Source organism: Pseudarthrobacter siccitolerans, assembly GCF_030823375.1.
Classification (GTDB): Bacteria; Actinomycetota; Actinomycetes; order Actinomycetales; family Micrococcaceae; genus Arthrobacter; species Arthrobacter siccitolerans_A.
This window is the reverse complement of sequence record NZ_JAUSXB010000001.1, coordinates 568,787-591,345: the sequence shown is the minus strand read 5'-3', so window position 1 is coordinate 591,345 and position 22,559 is coordinate 568,787. Positions and strand designations below refer to the sequence as shown.

The window sequence follows — 22,559 nt, the reverse complement described above, 5'->3', positions numbered from 1 at the left end:
GCTGGGAGTTTAACGCGCGACGGCGGCCCGCAAGGCCAGGATGCGCTGCAGCTGCTGGCGCTCCTCAGCCTGGTGCAGCTGCACGTCACGGCCGCTGAGGATGCGCTGCCGCGTGTTGGCCAGCTGAGTGGCGGCTTTCGTGAATTCCTTCATCTGCCGCTTCCTGCCGTAGCTGCCCGCCCAGCGGAGTGCAGTGCGGCGGCCGCCGAAGGTGGCGAGGAGCTCCACCTCGGCAGGGGTGAACCAGCCGGCCGCGGAGTATTCGAGCAGGCGTTGGCGGGTCAGGCGCTTCTCCGCCACCCGCAGCAGGATGATGCCGGCCACGGCCAGGAAGAAGATGGGAACCTGGACCAGGATGTAGTCCACCAGGAAGCCCTGGCCCATGCTGTTCCACCTGTTGTGCAGGAACATGGCCGGCAGCAGCCCCAGGACAAAGGCTGCCACCGCGACGCCGGTACCTCCGCGGCGGGCGGCGAACCCCATGACCAGCCCGGTGGTGCCCGTGAAGATCGCATGGGCGAAGGGCGACATCACGCCGCGGAGGAAAAACACCTGGGCGAAATCGCCGGCCGGGTCTGCCGATTCGGCGATGGCCCTGCCGAAGTACAGGATGTTCTCGGTGAAGGCGAAGCCGCCGGCAATGGTGAAGGCGAAAACCACCCCGTCAACGGGCCCGTCAAAGTGCCGCCTGGCCAGCAACAACAGGAGCAGCAGCCCCAGGGATTTGGCGAACTCCTCCACGATCGGCGCCTGGACCGTGGCCATGAAGGTCTGCAGGTCCGCTTCATCGGAAAACTGGAAGCCCAGGACAAAAAACGGCTGGATCAGCAGGGTAACTGCGATGGACACGGCCGCGCCCCACGTGAAGGCGAAGAACAGGAGGCGCTTTGGCTCGGGTTCCCATTTATCGATGACGTGGACAGTCAGGAGGACTACCGACAAGGGGATCAGCGAAGCAAGGAAACCTATCAGGAACCCCGCCGCGCCTATGTTCGACAACAGGAACGGGACCACCAGGAAGAGGCTAAGGAAGGCCAGGGCACTGCCGCCGATGGTCAGCGCAACAAGGCTCCCGCTCCGGACCCGGCCGGCCCTGACAGCGCTGCCTTGAACCCCGGGCGGCACGAAGGCATCCACTGGATGACCCTGGTGCCCGGGGGCCGAGCGGTAGTTGCCAGGCTGCACCTGGCCCATCCAGGTGGGGTTGGCTTCGCGAGGGAGCGGGGTCCCGCCGCCCCGGAAGGGATCTTCAGGCGGTCCGGACGCAGGGTAGCGGGGATGCATCGACATATCCGAAAGCCTAGGTGGCTCCCGCCACACCTCCAAGGATCCTGCCAGGGGGGCGTGGGAAGTGTGACCATCACCGCGTCTTTCCAGCAGGGGCGCCAGCTTGCCCGTGTGGTAATTTTGAGACGCACATGATCCTTTTTTAATTCCGTCCTGTGAGGCGGGGAAAGGGGAGACGAGCGTTGACTTCTGTCACCAGCGCACCGGTTCCAGCCAGGGTGGTCCTCAGCCAGGCGGACATCGACCGGGCCCTCACTCGTATCGCCCATGAGATCCTCGAAGCCAATAAGGGTTCCCGGGATCTCGTCCTGCTCGGCATTCCACGCCGCGGATATCCGCTGGCAGCCCGGCTCGCCGAAAAGATCGCCGCCGCCGATCCCACCGTGGACGCTGCGGCCATCGTCGGCCAGCTCGATGTCACCATGTTCCGTGACGACCTGTCGCACCAGGGCACGCGCCCGCCGTACCCCACCAAGCTGCCCCGCACCGGCATTGACAACAAAGTGGTGGTCCTCATCGACGACGTCCTGTACTCGGGCCGCACCATCCGCGCCGCCTTGGACGCCCTCGTTGACCTGGGCCGGCCCCGCATCGTACGGCTCGCCGTGCTCATTGACCGCGGCCACCGCGAGCTTCCCATCAGGGCAGACCATGTGGGCAAGAACCTCCCAACCTCCTCAACCGAAAAAGTCCGCGTCCGGCTTGAGGAAACGGACACCGCCCCGGGCGGCACCCCCGTCAACGAAGTAGTGATCGAGGGCCGCTCGTGAAGCATCTACTGTCCACCGAAGACCTCAGCCTGACCAACGCCATCCGCATTCTCGACACCGCGGAGGAAATGGCTGCCGTTGGCGACCGGGAGGTCAAGAAACTCCCCGCCCTGCGCGGCCGCACCGTGGTAAACCTCTTCTTCGAGGACTCCACCCGCACCCGCATCTCCTTCGAAGCCGCCGCCAAGCGGCTGTCCGCGGATGTCATCAACTTCGCCGCCAAGGGCTCCTCGGTCTCCAAAGGGGAGTCCCTCAAGGACACAGCCCAGACGCTGTCCGCGATGGGAGCGGACGCCGTTGTGATCCGGCACTGGGCCTCCGGGGCACCGCACCGGCTGGCTGCGACGGACTGGATCGACGCCGCCGTCATCAACGCCGGTGACGGCACCCACGAACACCCCACGCAGGCGCTGCTTGATGCGTTCACCATGCGCCGCCACTGGGCCCGCCTGGCCGGCACCGGGTCCGAGGGCGCAGACCTCAAGGGAATGCGGGTGGCCATCGCCGGGGACGTGCTGCACTCCCGCGTGGCCCGCTCCAACGTCTGGCTCCTGCGCACCCTCGGTGCCGAAGTCACCCTGGTGGCGCCGCCCACCCTGCTGCCCATCGGCGTTGAAAAGTGGCCGTGCACTGTCAGCTACAACATGGACGAAACCCTCGAGCAGGGCGTTGACGCGGTAATGATGCTCCGCGTGCAGGGCGAACGCATGAACGCCTCCTTCTTCCCCAGCACCCGGGAGTACTCCCGCCGGTGGGGCTTCGACGACAACAGGCTGCGTTCCCTGGACACCCTGGGCATGAAGGACACCATCATCATGCACCCGGGGCCCATGAACCGGGGCCTGGAAATCTCCGCGGCCGCCGCCGATTCCCCCCGTTCCACCGTCCTGGCCCAGGTCCGCAACGGCGTGTCCGTGCGGATGGCCGCCCTTTACCTGCTGCTCTCCGGGGACACCCGCGAACCAGCCGCCCCCGCCCTGGCGTACGCTGGCACCCATTCCACCAAGGAGAGCAACTGATGGCAGGCAACACCGGAACCTATCTGATCCGCGGCGCCTCACTCCTGGGCGGCGAGCCGGCGGACCTGCTGGTCCGCGACGGCGTCATCGCCGAAACCGGCACCGACCTGACCGCCGAAGGTAGGGCCACTGGCGCCACTGTCATCGACGCCGCCGGCCTGGTGGCGCTGCCCGGCATGGTGGACGTCCACACGCACCTCCGCGAGCCCGGCCGCGAGGACGCCGAAACCGTTGAGACCGGAACCCGGGCCGCCGCCCTCGGCGGGTACACTGCCGTCCACGCCATGGCCAACAGCACCCCCGTGGCGGACACCGCCGGCGTGGTGGAGCAGGTGTTCAGCCTCGGCCAGGCGGCCGGCTGGGTGGACGTGCGCCCCGTAGGCGCCGTCACTGTCGGGTTGGCCGGCGAGCAGCTAGCCGAACTCGGCGCCATGGCCGATTCCCGCGCCAGGGTTCGGATGTTCTCCGACGACGGCATCTGCGTCCATGATCCCGTCCTCATGCGCCGTGCGCTGGAGTACGTCAAGGCCTTCGACGGCGTGGTGGCCCAGCACGCGCAGGAGCCGCGTCTTACCGCCGGCGCCCAGATGAACGAGGGCGAAGTGTCAGCCGTCCTCGGGCTCACCGGCTGGCCGGCTGTGGCGGAGGAAAGCATCATCGCCCGCGACGTGCTGCTCGCCCAGCACGTTGGCTCACGGCTCCACGTCTGCCATGTTTCAACCGCCGGCTCGGTGGAGATCATCCGCTGGGCGAAGCAGCGCGGCATCAACGTCACGGCGGAGGTCACCCCGCACCACCTGCTGCTGACCGATGACCTGGTCCGCAGCTACGACCCCGTGTACAAGGTCAACCCGCCCCTGCGTACCGACGCCGATGTCCAGGCCCTGCGCGCCGGCCTCGCGGACGGAACCATCGACGTCGTCGGCACCGACCACGCACCGCACCCCAGCGAGCACAAGGAATGCGAGTGGGCGCAGGCCGCCATGGGCATGACCGGGCTGGAAACCGCACTGTCCGTGGTGCAGCACACCATGATCGAAACCGGCCTGATCACCTGGGCCGACTTCGCCCGGGTCACCTCCGCAGCTGCCGCGAAGATCGGCCGCCTCGAGGACCAGGGCCGGCCGCTGGAAGCAGGGGAGCCCGCCAACATCATCCTGGTGGACCCCGCCGCACGCTGGACTGTGGAGCCCGCCAAGATGGCCACCATGGGGCGCAACTCCCCGTTCAAGGGCATGGAACTTCCCGGCAAGGTGGTTGCCACCTTCTTCAAGGGACACCCCACCGTGTTGGACGGCGCGCTCAACACCCCCTACCCGCACGCGGCGTCCGTAGGCGCCGCCTGATGGACACCCAGCTCCTCTCGCTGATCATCACGGTCGGCCTGATCGCCGTAGTTTTTGCCCTCATCGGGCTGGGCTGGCGGAACCGCCTTCGACGCCAGGCCGACGTCGAACAGCTGCCGCAGGTGCCCGAGGCGCCGGGGGAACCGCTCAACAGCGCCGAGGGGCAGTACGTTGCGTCCACCACCGGCGGCGACTGGCTGGACCGGATCGCCGTGCACGGGCTGGGCATCCGGACCAACGCCACGCTGGAGGTCTACCCGCACGGCGTCCTCTTTGACCGGGCCGGGGCGCAGGCGCTGTACATTCCTGCGGCATCCCTCACGGGGGTGCGGCTGGACAACGGCATGGCCGGCAAGTTCGTAGAGAAGGACGGCCTCCTGGTCCTGGCGTGGGTGCACGGCAGCCACGAGCTGGACACCGGCTTCCGGACCCGCCGCGCAGAGGACAGGAACGTGCTCTTCGCAGCACTTCAGGAATTGATTTCTTCGGCCCCCGCGGCTGATGCCAATAGTGGAAAGTAAGCACAGTGACAACAAACACCGCAGTATCCGCCCCAGTTTCCGCTCCTGTATCAGCTCCCGCTGCGCTCGTCCTTGAAGACGGCCGCATCTTCCGCGGCAGCAGCTACGGCGCCACCGGAACCGCCCTGGGAGAGGCAGTCTTCGCCACCGGCATGACCGGCTACCAGGAAACCATCACGGACCCCTCCTACGCCCGCCAGCTGGTGGTGCAGACCGCACCGCACATCGGCAACACCGGCGTAAACAATGACGACGCCGAGTCCCGCCGGATCTGGGTGGCCGGCTACATCGTCCGCGACGCCGCCCGCCGCCCCTCCAACTGGCGCTCCGAGCGTTCGCTGGACGAGGAACTCGTGGCACAGGGCATCGTGGGTATCCAGGGTGTTGACACCCGCGCCATCACCCGCCACCTGCGCGAGCACAAAACCATGCGTGCCGGCATCTTCTCCGGTGAAGCCGCCCAGGCCTCAGACAAGGAACTGCTCGACGCCGTACTGGCCAGCGCGCCCATGGAAGGCGCCCGGCTCGCTGAGGAAGTCAGCGTGGACGAGGCGTACGTGGTCGATCCGAAGGACCACGGCTGGGACGGCGAACCGCGGTTCAGCATCGCCGCCGTCGACCTCGGCATCAAGGCCATGACCCCCGTCCGGTTCGCCGAGCGCGGCGTCCGCGTCCACGTACTCCCCGCCACCGCCACCCTCGAAGACGTCAAAGCCGTCAACCCGGACGGCTTCTTTATGTCCAACGGCCCCGGCGACCCCGCCACAGCCGACGCCCAGGTCAAGCTCCTCCGCTCCGTCCTGGACGAAAAGCTCCCCTACTTCGGCATCTGCTTCGGCAACCAGATCCTGGGCCGCGCGCTCGGCTTTGGCACCTACAAGCTGCGCTACGGCCACCGCGGCATCAACCAGCCCGTCATGGACCGCCGCACCGGCAAGGTGGAGATCACCTCCCAGAACCACGGCTTCGCCGTGGACGCGCCCCTGGACGGTGCCACCCAGGCTCCCGAGGCACGCTACGGGCGCGTTGAGGTCAGCCACGTCAGCCTGAACGACGACGTCGTGGAAGGCCTCGCCTGCCTGGACATCCCCGCCTTCTCCGTGCAGTACCACCCCGAGGCAGCGGCCGGCCCGCACGATGCGGCCTACCTGTTTGACCGCTTCATCGACCTGATGGAAGGCACCCGGGACGGCCGGACCGCCAACCTGTCCAAGGACCCGGTGGACTCCGCACACCCCGCCGGCGCTGAACACAAAAACGACAACAAGACTGAGGACAAGAAGTAATGCCGAAACGTACAGATCTCAAGAGCGTCCTCGTCATTGGTTCCGGCCCGATCGTCATCGGCCAGGCCGCCGAATTCGACTACTCCGGCACGCAGGCGCTGCGCGTCCTCAAGGAGGAAGGCCTGCGGGTCATCCTCGTCAACTCCAACCCGGCCACCATCATGACCGACCCGGAGTTCGCCGACGCCACCTACGTCGAGCCCATCACCCCCGAGGTGGTGGAGAAGATCATCGCCAAGGAACGCCCCGACGCCGTGCTGCCCACCCTGGGCGGCCAGACGGCCCTGAATACCGCCATCGCGCTGGACAAGAACGGCGTACTCGAGAAGTACAACGTGGAGCTCATCGGCGCCAACATCGCAGCCATCGAACTTGGCGAGGACCGCGAGAAGTTCAAGGGCGTGGTGGAACGCTGCGGCGCTGAGTCCGCCCGCAGCCACATCATCCACAGCATGGACGAGGCCCTCAAAGCCGCCGACGACCTCGGCTACCCCATGGTGGTCCGCCCGTCCTTCACCATGGGCGGCCTCGGCTCGGGCCTTGCCTACAACGAGGACGACCTCCGCCGCATCGTGGGCCAGGGCCTGCAGTACAGCCCCACCAGTGAGGTGCTGCTCGAAGAGAGCATCCTCGGCTGGAAGGAGTACGAGCTCGAGATGATGCGCGACAAGAACGACAACGTGGTTGTCGTCTGCTCCATCGAGAACTTCGACCCCGTAGGCGTCCACACCGGCGACTCCATCACGGTTGCCCCCGCCCTCACCCTCACCGACCGCGAATACCAGCGGCTGCGCGATATCTCCATCGCCGTCATCCGTGAGGTGGGCGTGGACACCGGCGGCTGCAACATCCAGTTCGCCATCGACCCCGCCACCGGCCGCGTGGTGGTCATCGAGATGAACCCGCGTGTCTCCCGCTCCTCGGCACTGGCGTCCAAGGCCACAGGCTTCGCCATCGCCAAGATCGCCACCAAGCTCTCCCTGGGCTACACCCTGGACGAGATCCCCAACGACATCACCCAGAAGACCCCCGCGTCCTTCGAACCCACCCTCGACTATGTGGTGGTCAAGGTCCCGCGCTTCGCGTTCGAGAAGTTCCCGGCAGCGGACAACACCCTCACCACCACCATGAAGTCGGTGGGCGAGGCCATGGCCATGGGCCGCAACTTCACTGAAGCCCTGCAGAAAGCGCTCCGGTCGCTGGAGCAGAAGGGCTCGCAGCTGGACTTCAGCTCCGTTCCCGAATGGGAAGTGGCTGAGCTCATCGAAAAGGCAAAGCGCCCGACGACGGAACGGCTGCACCAGGTCCAGCGCGCCCTCCTGGGCGGCGCCAGCGTGGAGGACCTCTTCGAGGCCACCAAGATCGACCCGTGGTTCCTGGACCAGCTCCAGCTGCTCAACGAGATCTCCCGCGAGATCCGCCAGGCAGGGGCGCTCACGGCTGACATGCTCAAGCGCGCCAAGCGTCACGGTTTCTCGGACGAGCAGATCGGCAGCCTCACCCACAACTCCGAGGCCGTGGTCCGCGGAGTCCGGCAGGCACTGGGGATCCGCCCCGTCTACAAGACCGTGGACACCTGCGCCGCGGAGTTCGCCGCGTACACCCCGTACCACTACTCGGCCTACGACGAGGAGGACGAGGTAGCGCTGCACTCCAAGCCCTCCATCCTGATCCTCGGCTCCGGTCCCAACCGCATCGGCCAGGGCATCGAGTTCGACTACTCCTGCGTCCACGCCTCCATGGCGCTGCGCAAGGCCGGCTACGAGACGGTGATGGTCAACTGCAACCCGGAGACTGTGTCCACGGATTACGACGTCTCCACCCGCCTGTACTTCGAGCCGCTGACGCTCGAGGACGTGCTGGAGGTCATCGCGGCCGAGGAACGCACCGGCGGTGTCATGGGCGTCTTCGTCCAGCTCGGCGGCCAGACCCCGCTCAAGCTCGCCCAGCAGCTCGCCGACGCCGGCGTGCCCATCCTGGGCACGTCCCCGGAAGCCATCGACCTGGCCGAGCACCGCGGATTGTTCTCCCGCGTTCTGGACAAGGCCGGCCTGGTTTCCCCGAAGAACGGCACCGCTGTTTCCTTCGAGGACGCCAAGAAGATCGCCGACGAGATCGGCTACCCGGTCCTGGTCCGCCCGTCCTACGTGCTGGGCGGCCGCGGCATGGAGATCGTCTACGACGAGCCCAACCTGTCCCGCTACATCGCCAACGCCACGGAAATCACCCCGGACCACCCGGTGCTGATCGACCGCTTCCTGGAGGACGCCGTCGAAATCGACGTCGACGCCCTCTTCGACGGCACTGACATGTACCTGGGCGGCATCATGGAGCACATCGAGGAAGCCGGCATCCACTCCGGCGACTCCGCCTGCGTCCTGCCGCCCATCACCCTGGGCACCAACGTCCTGGAGCGGGTGCGCACCGCGACCCGCGCCATCGCCGAAGGCGTGGGGGTCCGCGGCCTGATCAACATCCAGTTCGCCCTGGCTTCCGACGTGCTGTACGTCCTCGAAGCCAACCCGCGGGCGTCCCGGACCGTGCCGTTCGTTTCCAAGGCCACCGGCGTACAGATGGCGAAGGCCGCTGCCCTGATCGGCACCGGCGTCACCATCAACCAGCTCCGCAGCGCCTACAAGATGCTGCCCGAGGTGGGCGACGGTTCCACGCTGCCCCTGGACGCTCCCGTGTCCGTCAAGGAGGCAGTCCTGCCGTTCAGCCGCTTCCGCACCCTGGAAGGCAAAGTGGTGGACTCCCTGCTCGGACCGGAAATGCGCTCCACCGGCGAGGTCATGGGCATCGACAAGCACTTCGATACCGCGTTCGCCAAGAGCCAGGCAGCGGCCAACAACGCGCTGCCCACCGAAGGCAAGATCTTTGTCTCCGTGGCCAACCGCGACAAGCGTTCAGTGATCATGGGCGTCAAGCGGCTCTCTGACCTCGGCTTCGAGATCGTGTCCACCGGCGGCACCGCCGACGTCCTGCGCCGCAACGGCATCCAGGCCACCCCGGTCCGCAAGGTGGCCGAGGGCAGCAGCGCCGAAGGCGAAGGCACCATCGCGGATCTTGTCATCGCGGGCGAAATCGACATGGTCTTCAACACGCCTTCGGGCGGCGAGGCCCGCAGTGACGGCTACGAGCTGCGTGCCGCCGCCACATCCATCGGCATTCCCTGCATCACCACGGTCGCCGAGTTCAACGCGGCGGTCCAGGCCATCGAAGCCATGCGTACCTACGAATGGTCCGTCACGAGCCTGCAGGAGCACGCTGCCGCCTTGGCCGAGTCCCAGAAAGCGGCCCTGCAGCATGCCTGAGCAGGTACCCGGCACCCAACTGGTACCAGGCGCCGGCCGGGAGTCCTTCGGCTCCCGGCTCGGTGCCGCCATGGCTGCCCGCGGCCCGCTGTGCGTCGGCATTGACCCGCACCCGTCCCTGCTGTCCGCCTGGGGGCTGAAGGACGACGTCGAAGGCCTCCGCGCTTTTTCGCTCACCGTCCTGGACGCGGTGGCCCCGCTCGCTGCCGCGATCAAGCCGCAGGTGGCGCTGTACGAGCGCCACGGCTCCGCCGGGATGGCCGTGCTGGAAGAGGTCCTGGCCGTAGCCCGGGATGAGTCCGTGCTGACTATTGCCGACGCGAAGCGCGGCGACATCGGCTCCACCATGGCTGCCTACGCTGACGCCTGGCTCCGGGACGGTTCCCCGCTGGCCGCCGACTCGGTGACCCTCAGCCCCTACCTGGGCTTCGAATCGCTGCGCCCCGCGCTGGATCTCGCAGCCGAAACCGGGCGCGGTGTTTTTGTCCTCGCACTGACGTCCAACCCCGAAGGGCCGTCAGTCCAGCACGTGGGGGGAGCTGATTCCGTGGCACGCCGCATCGCGCTGGCTGCCGGCGGTGAAAACCGCCGATACCCGGGGGACATGGGCTCTGTGGGACTGGTGGTCGGTGCCACCGTGGGCTCCGCCCTTGTGGACCTGGACATGGATCTCGCCGCCGTGCGCGGCCCCATCCTGGCACCGGGCCTGGGTGCGCAGGGGGCCACCCCGGCCCATCTGCGCGCCACCTTCGGCAATGCCTATCCGCAGGTGCTGGGTACCTCCAGCCGGGACATCCTCGCGGCCGGTCCCGAGCGCGGGGCACTGCGGGACGCCGCCCGGCGGACCCTCGACGGATTGCGCGGCGAATAAGGGTTGCTGCCTGCCAACAGCCGGCTGTTTCCCCCGGATGCATTGATTCGAGCAGCACCAAAGGGTAGTTTCAGGATACGTCCAAGGGCGGCCGCCCTTGGACGTATCCGCCGAAATCGGGGGTGTCACCCATGGTGCTGCGACCCTTATCCGCGTCCGAGCGCACTGATGCCTTAAACAAGGCGGCAGCGGCCAGGGCAACCCGGGCGGCGGCCAAGGAAAGCCTGAAAAACGGCGAGAGGTCCGCGTCCCAGATCATCAATTCGGCCATGGAAGATGAAGCCATGGCGCGGATGAAGGTATCGGAGTTGCTGGAGGCTTTGCCCGGCATCGGTAAAGTCCGGGCCGCCGGCATCATGAAGCAGCTCGGTATTGCGGCTTCCCGCAGGCTCCGGGGCCTCGGCGTCCACCAGCGCCGGGCGCTGGTAGATTTTATAGACGAGAACTAGGGCTGGCCCGCGGGCCAGCTCACCCCGAACTCCGGCATAAAGGAATACGTGAGCAAAAAACCTGGACTGACAGTCCTCGCAGGTCCGACGGCTGTTGGCAAAGGCACCGTGTCCACCTTCATCCGGGACAATTACCCGGAGGTCTGGTTGTCGGTATCTGCCACCACCCGGGCGCCCCGGCCAGGTGAAATCGACGGCGTGCACTACTTCTTTAAGTCCAAGGAGGAGTTCGAACGCCTGGTTGCCGGAGGCGAGCTCCTGGAGTGGGCCGTGGTCCACGGCGAGAACACGTACGGCACCCTGAAAAGCACCGTGAACCAGGCTATCGCCGAAGGACGCTCAGTGCTGCTGGAGATCGACCTGCAGGGAGCCCGCCAGGTCAAGGCGGCCGTTCCGGACGCACAGTTCGTCTTCCTCGCACCGCCCAGCTGGGACGAAATGGTCCGTCGGCTGGTGGGCCGCGGCACTGAAACTCCCGAGGAACAGCAGCGCCGGCTGGAAACCGCTAAACTGGAGCTTGCTGCTGAACCGGAGTTCGACCATACCGTCATCAATGACGACGTTCGCCGGGCGGCGGACGAGCTTGTTTCACTCATGGGGCTGACCCCGCATCCGCACGGAGCGCGGGAAGCGTCAGCCCGCTAGTAATTTGGAGAATTCGTGTCCACGAACCTTGAAGGCATCATCAACCCGCCGATCGACTCGCTGCTCGAAGCAGCCGATTCCAAGTACGGCCTGGTGATCTTCGGTGCCAAGCGTGCTCGTCAGATCAACGCCTACTACGCCCAGCTGCACGAGGGCCTCTTCGAGTACGTCGGCCCCCTGGTTGACACCAAGCTGAACGAGAAGTCGCTTTCGATCGCCCTGCGCGAGATCAACGAAGGCAAGCTGGTTTCCACGCCGATCGAAGCCGCGGAGTAATTCCGCCGCCTGACGTGCTGTTGACGGAGGTCACGTGCGCATAGTCCTCGGAGTCGGGGGAGGGATTGCCGCCTACAAGGTGGCATCGCTCCTCCGGCTTTTTACTGAAGCCGGCCATCACGTCACAGTGATCCCCACGGAGGCGGCCACCCGCTTCGTGGGAACCGCCACCTGGGAAGCGTTGTCCGGAAACCCGGTCAGCAACAGCGTTTTCGACGACGTCCACCAGGTCAACCACGTCCGCCTGGGCCACGAAGCGGACCTCGTGGTCATCGCCCCGGCCACTGCCGACCTCCTGGCCAAAGCAGCCACCGGCCAGGCCGGGGACCTCCTCACCAACACCCTGCTGATGGCCCATGGCCCGGTGCTGTTCGCCCCGGCCATGCACACCGAGATGTGGCAGCACGCTGCCACCCGCGCCAACGTGGAAACCTTGCGCGGCCGCGGCGCAGCGGTCCTTGAGCCAGCTACCGGCCGGCTGACGGGGGCCGACTCCGGACCGGGCAGGCTGCCCGAGCCCGAAGTGATCTTCGACGCCGCCATGGCCCTGGTCCAGGGGCAGTCTGACTACCAGCTGCCGCTGGCGGGGAAGACCGTGACCATCAGCGCCGGCGGAACCCGCGAACCCCTCGATCCGGTCCGGTTCCTCGGCAACAGGTCCTCCGGCAAACAGGGCGTCGCACTGGCCGTCGCGGCACGCAATGCCGGGGCAACAGTGCGGCTGCTCGCGGCCCACATGGAAGTTCCCCCGCCGGCCAAGGTGGAAGTGGTGCAGGTGGAGACTGCCCTGCAACTGCGCGAGGCCGCAATGGCCGCCGCTGCCGATTCCGACGTCGTCATTATGTCCGCCGCAGTGGCCGACTTCCGTCCCGCAGAGGTCTCAAACACCAAAATCAAGAAGCGCGACGACACTGCCGATCCCGTGATCACGTTGGTCCGCAACCCTGACATCCTGCAGGAGCTGGTGGAGCGCCGGAACATCGCAGGAGCAGGGGAGGGGCAGCAACTGATCGTCGGATTCGCCGCTGAAACCGGGGACGGCCAGGGCGATGTCCGGGCATACGCCGAAGCGAAGCTCCAGCGCAAAGGCTGCGACCTGCTGGTGGTCAACCACGTAGGCACTGACAAAGTTTTCGGCCAGGACACCAACTCCGTGGTCATCCTGTCCCGTTCCGGCTCCGAACCACAGGAGGCGGCCGGAACCAAGACAGAAGTTTCCGCCGCCATCATCAGCCGGATCGGCTTCGAACTGAACCACGTTTCGCCCCGCGCCTGAGTGTTCGGCGGCCACGTCCGCTTAGCACGAGGACATCTCCTGACGTCCCCTGCGGGGTGTACGGATTCCAACAAGTAAGGTAGTTGAGTGACTTTACCGCTGCACCTTCCCCCGTCCCACGCGGCCACGCCCTCCGCGCTCCGGCTCTTCACCTCCGAGTCGGTCACCGAGGGCCATCCGGACAAGATCTGCGACCAGATCAGTGACGCCATTCTTGACGCCCTGCTGGACAAGGACCCGGAATCCCGCGTTGCCGTGGAGACCATGGCCACAACAGGCCTGGTCCACGTGGCCGGTGAGGTCACCACCGACGCCTACGTCGAAATCCCGCAGATTGTCCGCGAGACCATCCTGGGCATCGGCTACGACTCCTCGGCCAACGGGTTCGACGGCGCCCGCTGCGGTGTTTCCGTGTCCATCGGCCAGCAGTCCAACGACATCGCCGGTGGAGTCTTCAACTCCCTTGAAGCGCGCGAGGGACGCCAGGAGGATGATTACGACCTCCAGGGCGCCGGCGACCAGGGCCTGATGTTCGGCTACGCCAGTGACGAGACCCCGTCCTACATGCCCACGCCCATCTGGCTGGCACACCGGCTCTCGGAGCGGCTCACGGAAGTCCGCAAGTCAGGCCAGCTGGCCTACCTCCGCCCGGACGGCAAAACCCAGGTGACCGTGGGCTATGACAAGGACCGGCCCGTCTCTGTCGAAACCGTCGTTATCTCCAGCCAGCATGCTGAGGGCGCAAGCCTGGAGCAGCTCCGTGCAGACCTTGCCTCGATCGTGATCGAGCCCGTCCTGGCCGGTGCCAACCTGGACATCTCCCGTGCTGCGAACATTCTGAACCCGGCCGGCGAATTCGTGATCGGCGGGCCCGTGGGCGATGCCGGCCTCACCGGCCGGAAGATCATTGTTGACACCTACGGCGGTATGGCCCGCCACGGCGGGGGTGCCTTCTCCGGCAAGGACCCGTCGAAGGTGGACCGCTCCGCTGCATACGCCATGCGCTGGGTCGCCAAAAACGTGGTGGCCGCAGGACTGGCCAAACGTGCGGAGATCCAAATCGCCTACGCCATCGGCCAGGCCCGCCCGGTGGGAACCTACGTTGAAACCTTCGGTACCGAAACGGTGGACCCGGCACGCATCAGCGCCGCCATCGCGGAGATCTTCGACCTTCGGCCCCGGGCCATCATCGACGCCCTGGACCTGAAGCGGCCGATTTACGCAAAGACTGCCGCACACGGACACTTCGGCCGCGACGATCCGGATTTCACCTGGGAGCGCCTGGACCGCGTTGACGACCTGAAGGCGTTCTTCAACGCCTAGGGCAACCGGTGTGCTGTGCCGGCGGGACAACGCCCGCCGGCAGGAATGTCAGTGCCTGATGGTCTACTGACTGTGTCCACCCAGGCAATGTTGAACGGAGGTAGCCGCTGTGGTTGCTGACGATTCGGCACAACCGCTACTGGATCTGCCATCAGCCGTGCAGCCATCCTTGCTGCAGGGTTTCCCGGACCGGAAACAACAGTCCGGCCCGCAGTTCGCAGACCACCTCCCGGTGGCCCGTGTGCTCGTGGAGTCCTCCCTGCCCCACCTGGACCGGCCCTTCGACTACGGCGTCCCGGCCAGCCTCGCCGGGGATGCCCAGCCCGGGGTCAGGGTCAAGGTCAAGTTCAACGGCCAGGACCTCAGCGGCTTCATTATGGAGCGGGTGGCCGGGTCCGACGCCGGCCACACGCTCCTGCCGCTGGCCAAGGTTATCTCCCCGGTTCCTGTCCTGACGCCGGAGATCCGCGATCTCGCCACCGCCGTCGCTGCCCGCTACGCCGGAACGGTGAGCGATGTCCTCCGTGTCGCAGTCCCGCCCCGGGTGGCCCGTCTGGAGAAGACCTTCCCTGGTGTCCGGGAACCGGCGGCGGGGGCAGCGGCCCCCCAGCCGATGAACCCTGGGGCGGAGGTCACCGGGCCGGCCGCCTGGACCGACTACCGCAACGGCCCGGCATTCCTCCGCCACCTGGCAGACGGCCGTGCACCGCGGGCGGTACTCAATCCGCTCCGTGCGTCCGGCGCCGCAGGTTGGCCCCAACTGGTGGCCCAGGCCGTGGCCGCTGCCTTCGCTTCCGGCCGGGGTGCCCTGGTAGTGGTGCCGGACAACCGCGACCTGGACCGGCTCGAGGACGCAGTCACCAGCCTGCTCCCGGAGCAGGCTATAGCCCGCCTGACGGCGGAGGACGGACCCACTCCGCGCTACCAGAACTTCCTGCGCCTCCTTGCCGGCACAGCACGTGTGGCGATTGGCACGAGGTCGGCAGCCTACGCCCCGGTCAAGGACCTGGGGCTCGTGGTCTGTTGGGACGACGGCGACGACCTCCACATCGAGCAGCGCGCGCCCTATGCGCACGCCCGCGAGGTCCTGCTCCTGCGTGCCGAGCAGGCAGGGGCCGCATGCCTCCTGGCCGGCCACACCCGCAGTACCGAAGTCCAGCGGCTGGTGGAGACCGGCTGGGCCCTTCCCGTTGAGGCCGATCGGAACGTTGTCCGCCGCACCGTCCCGCGCGTTGTGAACACGGCTGACAGTTTCGAACAGGAAAGGGACCCGCTCGCAAGGATTGCCCGCCTGCCCGGCGCCGCTTGGCGCGCCGCCAAGGAAGGACTCGAACGCGGCCCTGTCCTGGTCCAGGTGGCACGGGCAGGGTACGTGCCCTCACTGGTCTGCGAAACCTGCCGCGAACCCGCCCGCTGCGGAACCTGCCAAGGGCCGCTGGCGCTGGCCAGCGGCAATTCCGCGATTCCGCAGTGCCGGTGGTGCTCCACACCGGCACTCGATTGGGAGTGCTCCCATTGCGGGGGCCGGAAGCTCCGCAAGGGTGCTACCGGAGTGATGCGGACCGCCGAGGAACTGGGACGCGGGTTCCCGGGAAAAACGGTGATCACTTCCTCGGGTGATCAGGTCAAAGCCACTGTAGGCCCGGGCAAGTCTTTGGTAGTAGCTACCGTGGGCGCAGAACCCGTGGCCGAGGGCGGCTATGCGGCGGCGCTACTGCTCGACGGCGATTCCTTGCTGCGGCGGGAAAATCTGCGGGCCGGTGAGGACACGGTGCGCCGCTGGTTCAACGCCGCCGCCCTGGTGCGGCCGGCCTCCGACGGCGGGCTCGTCGTCATCACCGCAACGGACACGTCCGCCGTGGGTGCCCTGCTGCGGTGGGACCCTGCGGGCTACGCGCGGCGGGAGCTGGCCCTGCGGGTGGAGCTGCAACTGCCGCCCGCGGTGCGGATTGCCTCGGTCACCGGCCCCCGGGCCGCCGTCGAACACTTTACGTCCGCAGTGGCAGCCCAACTGGAACCAGCCGGGATCAGCCTGCGCAGTGCCGGGCCGGCGCCGGTGGTCCTCAACGGACCGCCCTCATCGCGACGGGTGGGAGAGGACGTCCGGACCCTCCTGTTTTTCCCGTACACCCAGGCGGCGGCGGTAACCCGGGTCCTGCGTGCAACGCGGGCCGCTACGGCCGCAAAGCGGAGCGCAGAGCCTGTCCAGCTCCGCCTTGACGGCGTGGACGTCCTCTAGCTGCGCCGGCCTTTCCTGTCCCGGCGCCGTTACTTTCGGCGCTGGGCGATGATGTCGTGTGCCGCGTCCACCAGTTGGCGGGCCGATTCGTCCCACGTGAACTGACGGGCACGGGCAAGGGAGCATCGCGAGGCTTCCTGCCACCGTTCCGGGTCCTGCAGCTTCATCACGGCGTTGGCGAACTGTTCCGGCGAGGCCGGATCAACGTAGCTGGCGCCGTCACCGCCCACTTCCCGGAAAATGGGGATGTCACTGGCAATGACCGGTGTGCCCACCGCCATGGCCTCAACGAGCGGCAGGCCGTAACCCTCCGCCCGGGAGAGGCTCACCAGCGCCGTCGCCGTTTTCAGGAAGGTTCCGTACTCCTCGTCCGTCACGCCGTTGTGGAACACCACATGGGCTCCGGACGGGACGAGCTTTTCCAGCTCGGCGCGGCGCTGCGGCGTGATCCGGCTGAGGAGGTGAAGCGTGTAGCCGGGAAGCGAAGCCATCCCCTCCACCATGGTTTCCACGTTCTTATAGGGCATAAAAGACCCCATATAGACGAGCGAAGGCTCCGCACCGGCCTCCGGGACCCGCGGATCCGCCGCCGGCTGGGGAGCGTTGCCGATAACCCTTACGGGCCGGCGCGTCAGCCGGTACTTGGCGATCAGCGCCTCGGTTGTCCGGCTGACGGTTGCCACCGCGTCCGCCCGGTTGAGGAGGAGCCGCTGCGGCCAGAAAGCCTTGTGGTACAGCCGCCACAGCAGCCGGACAGGGGCGGGCAGGAATCCTGGCGGCGCAGGGTGCTCGTAGTAGATCAGGTCATGCAACGTCAGGACCAGCCCGTACTTACGGCCCCACGTGCCCATTGTCTGCATCGGGCAGACCACCACGTCAGCGCCCAGCGGGTTCACCTTGCGCGCTACAAACAGTTCCAGGGGGGAGAGGGGACTGTTGATCAGCGTGTAGGGAACATCGGGCAGCAGGGCGAGCTGCCGGAGGTCAGAGACCAGCATGGAAACATCTGCGATCTTAGCGGTGGCCTCGATCAGGCTCGCGCCATAGCGGCTGATGCCGTCATGGTGGTCGGTCCTGGTGAAACGTGCATCAATGACTATCTTCACGCGGGATGGTCCTTCAGGAAGCTGCGGATGTAGCGGGCGGCGGGTTCCGGAGTCTCGTAGTGGATGAGATGGCCAACGCCCGGGATGACCTTGAGTTCGCCGTCGGGCAGCAGCCCGAGAAGCCGGTGCTGGTCGGGGAGGGTGGCGATCTCGTCTTTTTCGCCGGCAACCAGCAGCACCGGAAGGGTCAACCGCCCGGCCACCTCGGCCACGTGGCTGCTGACGGAGGCAGTGAACGACTCGAGGAGGCTGTCCCTGCTGGCGAATGCGCTGAAGTACGCGTGGTGTTGGCCGTGGATAAAGCGCCGGAGTTCCCGGTCGGTCGTTTTGGCCATGGTCTCGCTCATCACGCGGACAATCAACGGACTTCGGAGGAGTCCCTGCCCCAGCGGACGGGGAAGCCGGGCGGCAAGTTTGTAGTACAGCACCGCCAGCCTGGTCATGATGCCTTTGGGGCCCTCCAGGGCCGGTGCGGCAATGGGATTGATGAGGATCAGGGGATGTACGGCGGCCGGATGGGCTGCCACGAAGTGCGCGGCCACGATGGATCCGAAGGAGTGCCCCAGCAGAACCGTGTCCGGGCCCAAACCCAGGGCATTCATGAACTCGCTGATGAACGCCCCATAACCGGGCACCGTGTGGCCGCCGTCCCCGAAGGCCTCTGAGCTGCCGAAACCCGGCAGGTCCGGCATGATGATGCGCATTTCGGGAAGCTGGTCGGCCACGCGCACCAGTCCGTGATGGTCGCCGCGGAACCCGTGGATCACCAGGATGGTCCGTGTTTCCGGTGTTTCCTGGACGGGTTCATACGTCCAGAAGGCCACTTTCCCGCCGGTGAGCTGCACGGAAGAAGCACGCGTGCGTCCTGCCAGGTCCGGGCTGAAGAAGGCGGGCGCGGGCGGCTGCCCCGGGTGTGTTGTTTTCATGCTGGTCCTAGTTGACGTTGTCCGGGTGGGAGCCGGTACGCTCGCCCCGGTCGAGGCCGGCCAGCGCGTCCATATCCCGGGCCGAAAGCTCAAAGCGGAAGATGTCCAGGTTCTCGCGGATCCGCGCCTCCGAACTGGCTTTGGGGATGGCGATGTTTCCCAGTTGCATGTGCCAGCGGAGGACCACCTGGGCAGGCGTCCGGCCAACTTCGGCGGCGCAGGCCCCGACGACGGGATCGGCAAGCACGTGTCCGCGCCCCAGGGGGCTCCAGGCTTCGGTCCGGATGCCCAGGTCATCATGGATCTTCCGGAGCTCATGCTGCTGAAGCCAGGGGTGCAGCTCGATCTGGTTTACGGCGGGTGTTACTTCTGCTGTCTGCATCAGCCGGTCAAGGTGGGAAGGCTGGAAGTTGCTGACACCGATGGCCCGGACCTTACCCTCCCGGTAGAGCGTCTCGAGGGCCCGGTAGGTTTCCGGAAACAGTCCGCGCCGGGGGCAGGGCCAGTGGATGAGATACATGTCCACGTAATCCAGGCCAAGGTTGACCATCGAGTCATCGAATGCCCGGAGGGTGGCATCGTAGCCGTGGTGGTCATTCCACACCTTGGTGGTGACGAAAAGATCTTCCCTGGCGGGTGCCGGGAACAGTTCCCCGGAGCCGCCGCTGCCTGCCGGAGCGCCGAGCTGGGAGCTGATGCCGCGGGCAACACCGGACTCATTGCCGTACATGGCGGCGGTGTCAAAATGCCTGTAGCCGGCGCCGAGGGCCATGGCCACGAGTCCTGCCGCGTCCGACGGCGGCACTTTGTACAGGCCAAAGCCCAGCTGGTCGATCAGCACGCCGTTGTTCAGGCTGAGCCGGGGTGAGGTCCTCATAACCTTGACTCTACCTATTCGAAGTCGCCATGCCCTCCAGGCCCACCAAGCGGCGCGCGGTGGCCTCGTCGAGGATCAGGTCTGTCGCCAGGCCGGCCGCAAGGGCGCCTTTGAGGCCGTTGATTTTGGAGACTCCCGAAACCACGCAGATCCTGCGCCGGACCTGCCGGAGTTCTGAGAGGGCCGGACCCGTGGACCGCTCGTTGAGGACGATGCCGTCCGATGAACCGTCGCTGCGGAAGAAAACGGTGGCCACGTCACCCACCACATCGGAATTCGCCAGGATTTTGAGGTCGTTCTCGTCCAGGTAGCCGCCGGCGTACACATGGCTCGGGTAATCCGCGTCCACCGAGCCGACGCCAAAGATCGCGATGCTCATTTTGGCCTGGAGTGCGAGGATCCGCTGCACACTGCGTTCATTCCACATCGCGGTCTTGGTGGCCGCGTGGTCGAAGAAGGCGGGAACCGGGAACTGTTCCACCCGCGCTCCGTAGGCGCTGCCGAAGCGGCGCATGATGTCGCTCGCATAGGTGATGCCCGTCGTGTGCATGTTGCCGGCGCCGTTCAGCTGCACTATCACGCTGTCGTGCGTAATTTTCCTGGTCAGCTGCCGGCTGACGGCGCTGAGCGTGGAGCCCCAGGCCACGCCGATAATCGCATTGGAATCCACCAGGGGCCCGATAGTACGTGCGGCCTGCATGGCCACCCGGTCCAGGGTTTCGGCCTCATTGAGTGTTTCCACCACCGGGACAACGTGGACGTCAACTCCGAAGCGGCGGCGGATCAGGCCTTCCAGCTCCGGGGCGGTGTCCAGGGGGTTGCGGATCTGGACCTGGACCAGGCCCGAGTCCCGGGCCGAGGACAACAGCCGTGAAACCGTTGACCGCGAGGTCCGGAGTTCGCGGGCAATGGCGTCCATGGTGAGGTCCTGCAGGTAATACATTTGTGCAGCCCGCAGGGCGTCAGCATGCCGGGAAGGATCCACGGGAACTCCATTCTGCACGTTTGTGCATTGTGCTTGACTCCATTTTCCATTACTCCAAACATTAGATCAGAACGGCGGCGCACCCAAGGGTGGCCGCGCCACACAAAAGCCCCAAGGGAGTTGTTTTGGGACCCAAGGATTCACCCGCCCGCCCCACCGCGCCGAAACCTGGCGGCGAACGCGCATCTGTACACAACCTGAGGCGGCGGCCCCACGCAAAGGTGCTGGTGGTGGGTGGCGGCATTAACGGCGTCGGAACCTTCCGGGACCTGGCCCTGCAGGGGGTGGACGTGGCACTCGTTGAGCGCGGGGACTACTGCCAGGGAGCCAGCGGAGCGTCCTCGCACATGATCCACGGCGGCATCAGGTACCTCGAGAACGGCGAATTCAGGCTGGTCCGGGAATCAGTGGTGGAGCGCAACCGGCTGCTCCGGATCGCCCCGCACTATGTCAAGCCGCTGCAGACCACCATCCCAATCTTCAGCACCTTCTCCGGTATCCTCGAGGCTCCGCTGCGGTTCCTTACCCACAAACAGCAGGGCAAGCCCAAGGAACGCGGAGCCTTCCTCATCAAGGTCGGCCTCAGCCTCTACGACTCCTTCTCGCGCGACGGAGGCAACGTGCCTCGGCACCAGTTCAGGGGCCGCAAACGCGCCCTGGCTGAACTGCCCGGCCTGCGCCCTGACATAAAATACGCGGCCACATACTTCGACGCCTCCGTCCACAACCCGGAGCGGCTCACCCTCGACGTTCTGCAGGACGGCGAAAGAGCAGGGCGCCCGGCCGGCGCCGGAGCACACGCTGAAAGCAACGCCCAGGGCAATACAGCCCGGGCCAGTAACTACTTGTCACTGAAGTCCATGACCGGCGAACCCAACCGCGGCACCGGCAAGGGCAGCACGGTGCGGCTGCGTGATGAGCTGACCGGCGAGGAATTCGACTTCACCGCGGACGTCATCGTCAACACCACCGGCGCCTGGGTGGACCTGACCAATGAGGCGATGGGAACAGCCTCCTCCTTCATGGGCGGCACCAAGGGTTCCCACATAGTGCTGGACCACCCCGGGCTGCTCGACGCCTGCCGCGGACGCGAGATCTTCTTCGAACACACGGACGGCCGGATCGTCCTCATCTACCCCATGGGGGACCGTGTCCTGGTCGGAACCACCGACGTGGACGCCGACATGAGCCAGGACGCCGTCTGCACCGATGAGGAGATCGAGTACTTCTTCGAACTGATCGGCCACGTGTTCCCCGGTATCGCCGTCACGCGGGAGCAGATCGTGTACACCTTCGCCGGCGTGCGGCCGCTGCCCCGGCATGACGCAACGCAGCCCGGCTTCGTTTCCCGGGACTACCGGATTGAGCGCCGGGAAGCCGCAGCCAGCGCGCAGCCCCGGCCGGGGGCCGTCGTACTCAGCCTGGTGGGCGGCAAATGGACCACCTTCCGCGCCCTGGCCGAGCACCTGACCGACGATGTCCTCGCCGAACTTGGCATGCAGCGCAAGGTCTCGACGGCGCAGCTCGCCATCGGCAGCGGCGCAGGCTTTCCCTCCGACGAGGCCGGTGTGCAGAAGTGGATCAAGCAGCACATGGCCCCGGGCCGGGACGCTGACCGGACTGCCGGGTTGCTGACCCGCTACGGTACGCGGGCGGAGGCCGTGATGGCCTACCTGGATGCCGCACCTGACCACCAGTTGCGCTCCACCCGCGAACTGAGTGTCCGTGAACTGGAATTCATGGCAGCCCGTGAGCAGGTGGGACACCTTGTAGATGTTTTCATCCGCAGGACGTCCCTGGCCTTCCGGGGCCTCGTCACCGGCGAACTGCTTAATGAGGTGGCAGAGGTGCTCGCCGTTCCACTGGGCTGGGACGCCGCCGCGCGTGCCGCCGAGATCCGGCATGCCCAGGACGTCCTGCAGCGGCTCCACCGCGTAGAGATCAACAGCCTGGTCGCCTAGGCCCGGCTGGCGGCCGGGGCGCCAACCCGCCCCGGCAAACGGTCCTTCAACCCGCGAAGGACTGACAACAGAAAATAAGGAG

The 22,559-nt window shown here is 66.6% G+C and carries 19 protein-coding genes; 14 read left to right on the top strand and 5 right to left on the bottom strand.

The genetic code is table 11. The annotated features are described in order from the left end of the window. Positions 1-9: 9 nt before the first annotated feature. The gene (locus QFZ36_RS02835) at positions 10-1,290 is read right to left on the bottom strand and encodes a PrsW family intramembrane metalloprotease (RefSeq protein ID WP_373427010.1); all 1,281 of its coding nucleotides are present in this window, start codon (positions 1,288-1,290) and stop codon (positions 10-12) included. Between the two features lie 179 nt (positions 1,291-1,469). Here QFZ36_RS02835 and pyrR point away from each other — a divergent pair, with 179 nt between their 5' ends. From pyrR to QFZ36_RS02770, 13 genes are all read left to right on the top strand, one after another. Further along, positions 1,470-2,057, top strand: a complete 588-nt coding sequence (pyrR, locus tag QFZ36_RS02830) for a bifunctional pyr operon transcriptional regulator/uracil phosphoribosyltransferase PyrR (RefSeq protein ID WP_306633751.1) — start codon at positions 1,470-1,472, stop codon at positions 2,055-2,057. After that, positions 2,054-3,076, top strand: coding sequence for an aspartate carbamoyltransferase catalytic subunit (locus QFZ36_RS02825; RefSeq protein ID WP_306633750.1), 1,023 nt, complete (start codon positions 2,054-2,056; stop codon positions 3,074-3,076). The genes pyrR and QFZ36_RS02825 overlap by 4 nt, the downstream gene beginning before the upstream one ends. After that, positions 3,076-4,422 carry a dihydroorotase gene (locus tag QFZ36_RS02820; RefSeq protein ID WP_306633749.1) on the top strand — a complete coding sequence of 449 codons (1,347 nt, stop codon included), beginning with the start codon at positions 3,076-3,078 and terminating at the stop codon, positions 4,420-4,422. The genes QFZ36_RS02825 and QFZ36_RS02820 overlap by 1 nt, the downstream gene beginning before the upstream one ends. Next, positions 4,422-4,943, top strand: coding sequence for a PH-like domain-containing protein (locus tag QFZ36_RS02815; RefSeq protein ID WP_306633747.1), 522 nt, complete (start codon positions 4,422-4,424; stop codon positions 4,941-4,943). Before QFZ36_RS02820 ends, QFZ36_RS02815 begins: the two co-directional genes overlap by 1 nt. Positions 4,944-4,948: 5 nt before the next feature. After that, positions 4,949-6,229, top strand: a complete 1,281-nt coding sequence (gene carA, locus QFZ36_RS02810; RefSeq protein WP_306633746.1) for a glutamine-hydrolyzing carbamoyl-phosphate synthase small subunit — start codon at positions 4,949-4,951, stop codon at positions 6,227-6,229. Further along, positions 6,229-9,543: a carbamoyl-phosphate synthase large subunit gene (gene carB / locus QFZ36_RS02805; RefSeq protein ID WP_306633744.1), complete on the top strand. Its 3,315-nt coding sequence runs from the start codon at positions 6,229-6,231 to the stop codon at positions 9,541-9,543. The genes carA and carB overlap by 1 nt, the downstream gene beginning before the upstream one ends. Continuing rightward, complete coding sequence (gene pyrF, locus QFZ36_RS02800; RefSeq protein WP_306633742.1) at positions 9,536-10,414, top strand: orotidine-5'-phosphate decarboxylase; 879 nt, start codon at positions 9,536-9,538, stop codon at positions 10,412-10,414. Before carB ends, pyrF begins: the two co-directional genes overlap by 8 nt. Before the next feature lie 131 nt (positions 10,415-10,545). Then, positions 10,546-10,863, top strand: coding sequence for an integration host factor, actinobacterial type (gene mihF, locus QFZ36_RS02795; RefSeq protein ID WP_306633741.1), 318 nt, complete (start codon positions 10,546-10,548; stop codon positions 10,861-10,863). 48 nt (positions 10,864-10,911) lie between these two features. Next, positions 10,912-11,508, top strand: a complete 597-nt coding sequence (gene gmk, locus QFZ36_RS02790; protein WP_306633740.1) for a guanylate kinase — start codon at positions 10,912-10,914, stop codon at positions 11,506-11,508. Between the two features lie 15 nt (positions 11,509-11,523). Then, positions 11,524-11,784 carry a DNA-directed RNA polymerase subunit omega gene (gene rpoZ / locus QFZ36_RS02785; protein ID WP_003800778.1) on the top strand — a complete coding sequence of 87 codons (261 nt, stop codon included), beginning with the start codon at positions 11,524-11,526 and terminating at the stop codon, positions 11,782-11,784. Positions 11,785-11,818: 34 nt separating this feature from the next. Further along, positions 11,819-13,060 carry a bifunctional phosphopantothenoylcysteine decarboxylase/phosphopantothenate--cysteine ligase CoaBC gene (coaBC, locus tag QFZ36_RS02780; RefSeq protein WP_306633738.1) on the top strand — a complete coding sequence of 414 codons (1,242 nt, stop codon included), beginning with the start codon at positions 11,819-11,821 and terminating at the stop codon, positions 13,058-13,060. 87 nt (positions 13,061-13,147) lie between these two features. After that, entirely contained in the window at positions 13,148-14,383 is a 1,236-nt protein-coding gene (metK, locus tag QFZ36_RS02775) for a methionine adenosyltransferase (RefSeq protein WP_306633737.1), read from the top strand. Positions 14,384-14,540: 157 nt separating this feature from the next. Then, positions 14,541-16,622 (top strand): primosomal protein N', encoded by a 2,082-nt coding sequence (locus QFZ36_RS02770; protein ID WP_373427009.1) that lies wholly within the window; start codon positions 14,541-14,543, stop codon positions 16,620-16,622. Between the two features lie 29 nt (positions 16,623-16,651). Here QFZ36_RS02770 and QFZ36_RS02765 read toward each other — a convergent pair whose 3' ends face one another. Genes QFZ36_RS02765 through QFZ36_RS02750 form a run of 4 tightly spaced genes read right to left on the bottom strand, consistent with a single transcriptional unit; the run spans position 16,652 to position 20,474 of the window. After that, positions 16,652-17,728: a glycosyltransferase family 4 protein gene (locus QFZ36_RS02765; protein ID WP_306633735.1), complete on the bottom strand. Its 1,077-nt coding sequence runs from the start codon at positions 17,726-17,728 to the stop codon at positions 16,652-16,654. Further along, complete coding sequence (locus tag QFZ36_RS02760) at positions 17,725-18,654, bottom strand: alpha/beta fold hydrolase (protein WP_306633733.1); 930 nt, start codon at positions 18,652-18,654, stop codon at positions 17,725-17,727. The genes QFZ36_RS02765 and QFZ36_RS02760 overlap by 4 nt, the downstream gene beginning before the upstream one ends. Positions 18,655-18,661: 7 nt before the next feature. Then, positions 18,662-19,531 carry an aldo/keto reductase gene (locus tag QFZ36_RS02755; protein WP_306633731.1) on the bottom strand — a complete coding sequence of 290 codons (870 nt, stop codon included), beginning with the start codon at positions 19,529-19,531 and terminating at the stop codon, positions 18,662-18,664. Between the two features lie 10 nt (positions 19,532-19,541). Beyond that, the gene (locus tag QFZ36_RS02750; RefSeq protein WP_373427067.1) at positions 19,542-20,474 is read right to left on the bottom strand and encodes a sugar-binding transcriptional regulator; all 933 of its coding nucleotides are present in this window, start codon (positions 20,472-20,474) and stop codon (positions 19,542-19,544) included. Positions 20,475-20,641: 167 nt separating this feature from the next. Between QFZ36_RS02750 and QFZ36_RS02745 the strand changes: the two genes are divergently transcribed. Further along, positions 20,642-22,477, top strand: a complete 1,836-nt coding sequence (locus tag QFZ36_RS02745; RefSeq protein ID WP_306633729.1) for a glycerol-3-phosphate dehydrogenase/oxidase — start codon at positions 20,642-20,644, stop codon at positions 22,475-22,477. The last annotated feature ends 82 nt before the right edge of the window (positions 22,478-22,559 follow it).

Coding starts and splice junctions, on each gene's coding strand:
- QFZ36_RS02750 (WP_373427067.1), bottom strand. CDS start 20,474: ATGTATTACCTGCAGGACCTCACCATGGACGCCATTGCCCGCGAACTC.
- QFZ36_RS02815 (WP_306633747.1), top strand. CDS start 4,422: ATGGACACCCAGCTCCTCTCGCTGATCATCACGGTCGGCCTGATCGCC.
- QFZ36_RS02835 (WP_373427010.1), bottom strand. CDS start 1,290: ATGTCGATGCATCCCCGCTACCCTGCGTCCGGACCGCCTGAAGATCCC.
- mihF (WP_306633741.1), top strand. CDS start 10,546: ATGGTGCTGCGACCCTTATCCGCGTCCGAGCGCACTGATGCCTTAAAC.
- pyrF (WP_306633742.1), top strand. CDS start 9,536: ATGCCTGAGCAGGTACCCGGCACCCAACTGGTACCAGGCGCCGGCCGG.
- carB (WP_306633744.1), top strand. CDS start 6,229: ATGCCGAAACGTACAGATCTCAAGAGCGTCCTCGTCATTGGTTCCGGC.
- QFZ36_RS02820 (WP_306633749.1), top strand. CDS start 3,076: ATGGCAGGCAACACCGGAACCTATCTGATCCGCGGCGCCTCACTCCTG.
- QFZ36_RS02755 (WP_306633731.1), bottom strand. CDS start 19,531: ATGAGGACCTCACCCCGGCTCAGCCTGAACAACGGCGTGCTGATCGAC.
- QFZ36_RS02760 (WP_306633733.1), bottom strand. CDS start 18,654: ATGAAAACAACACACCCGGGGCAGCCGCCCGCGCCCGCCTTCTTCAGC.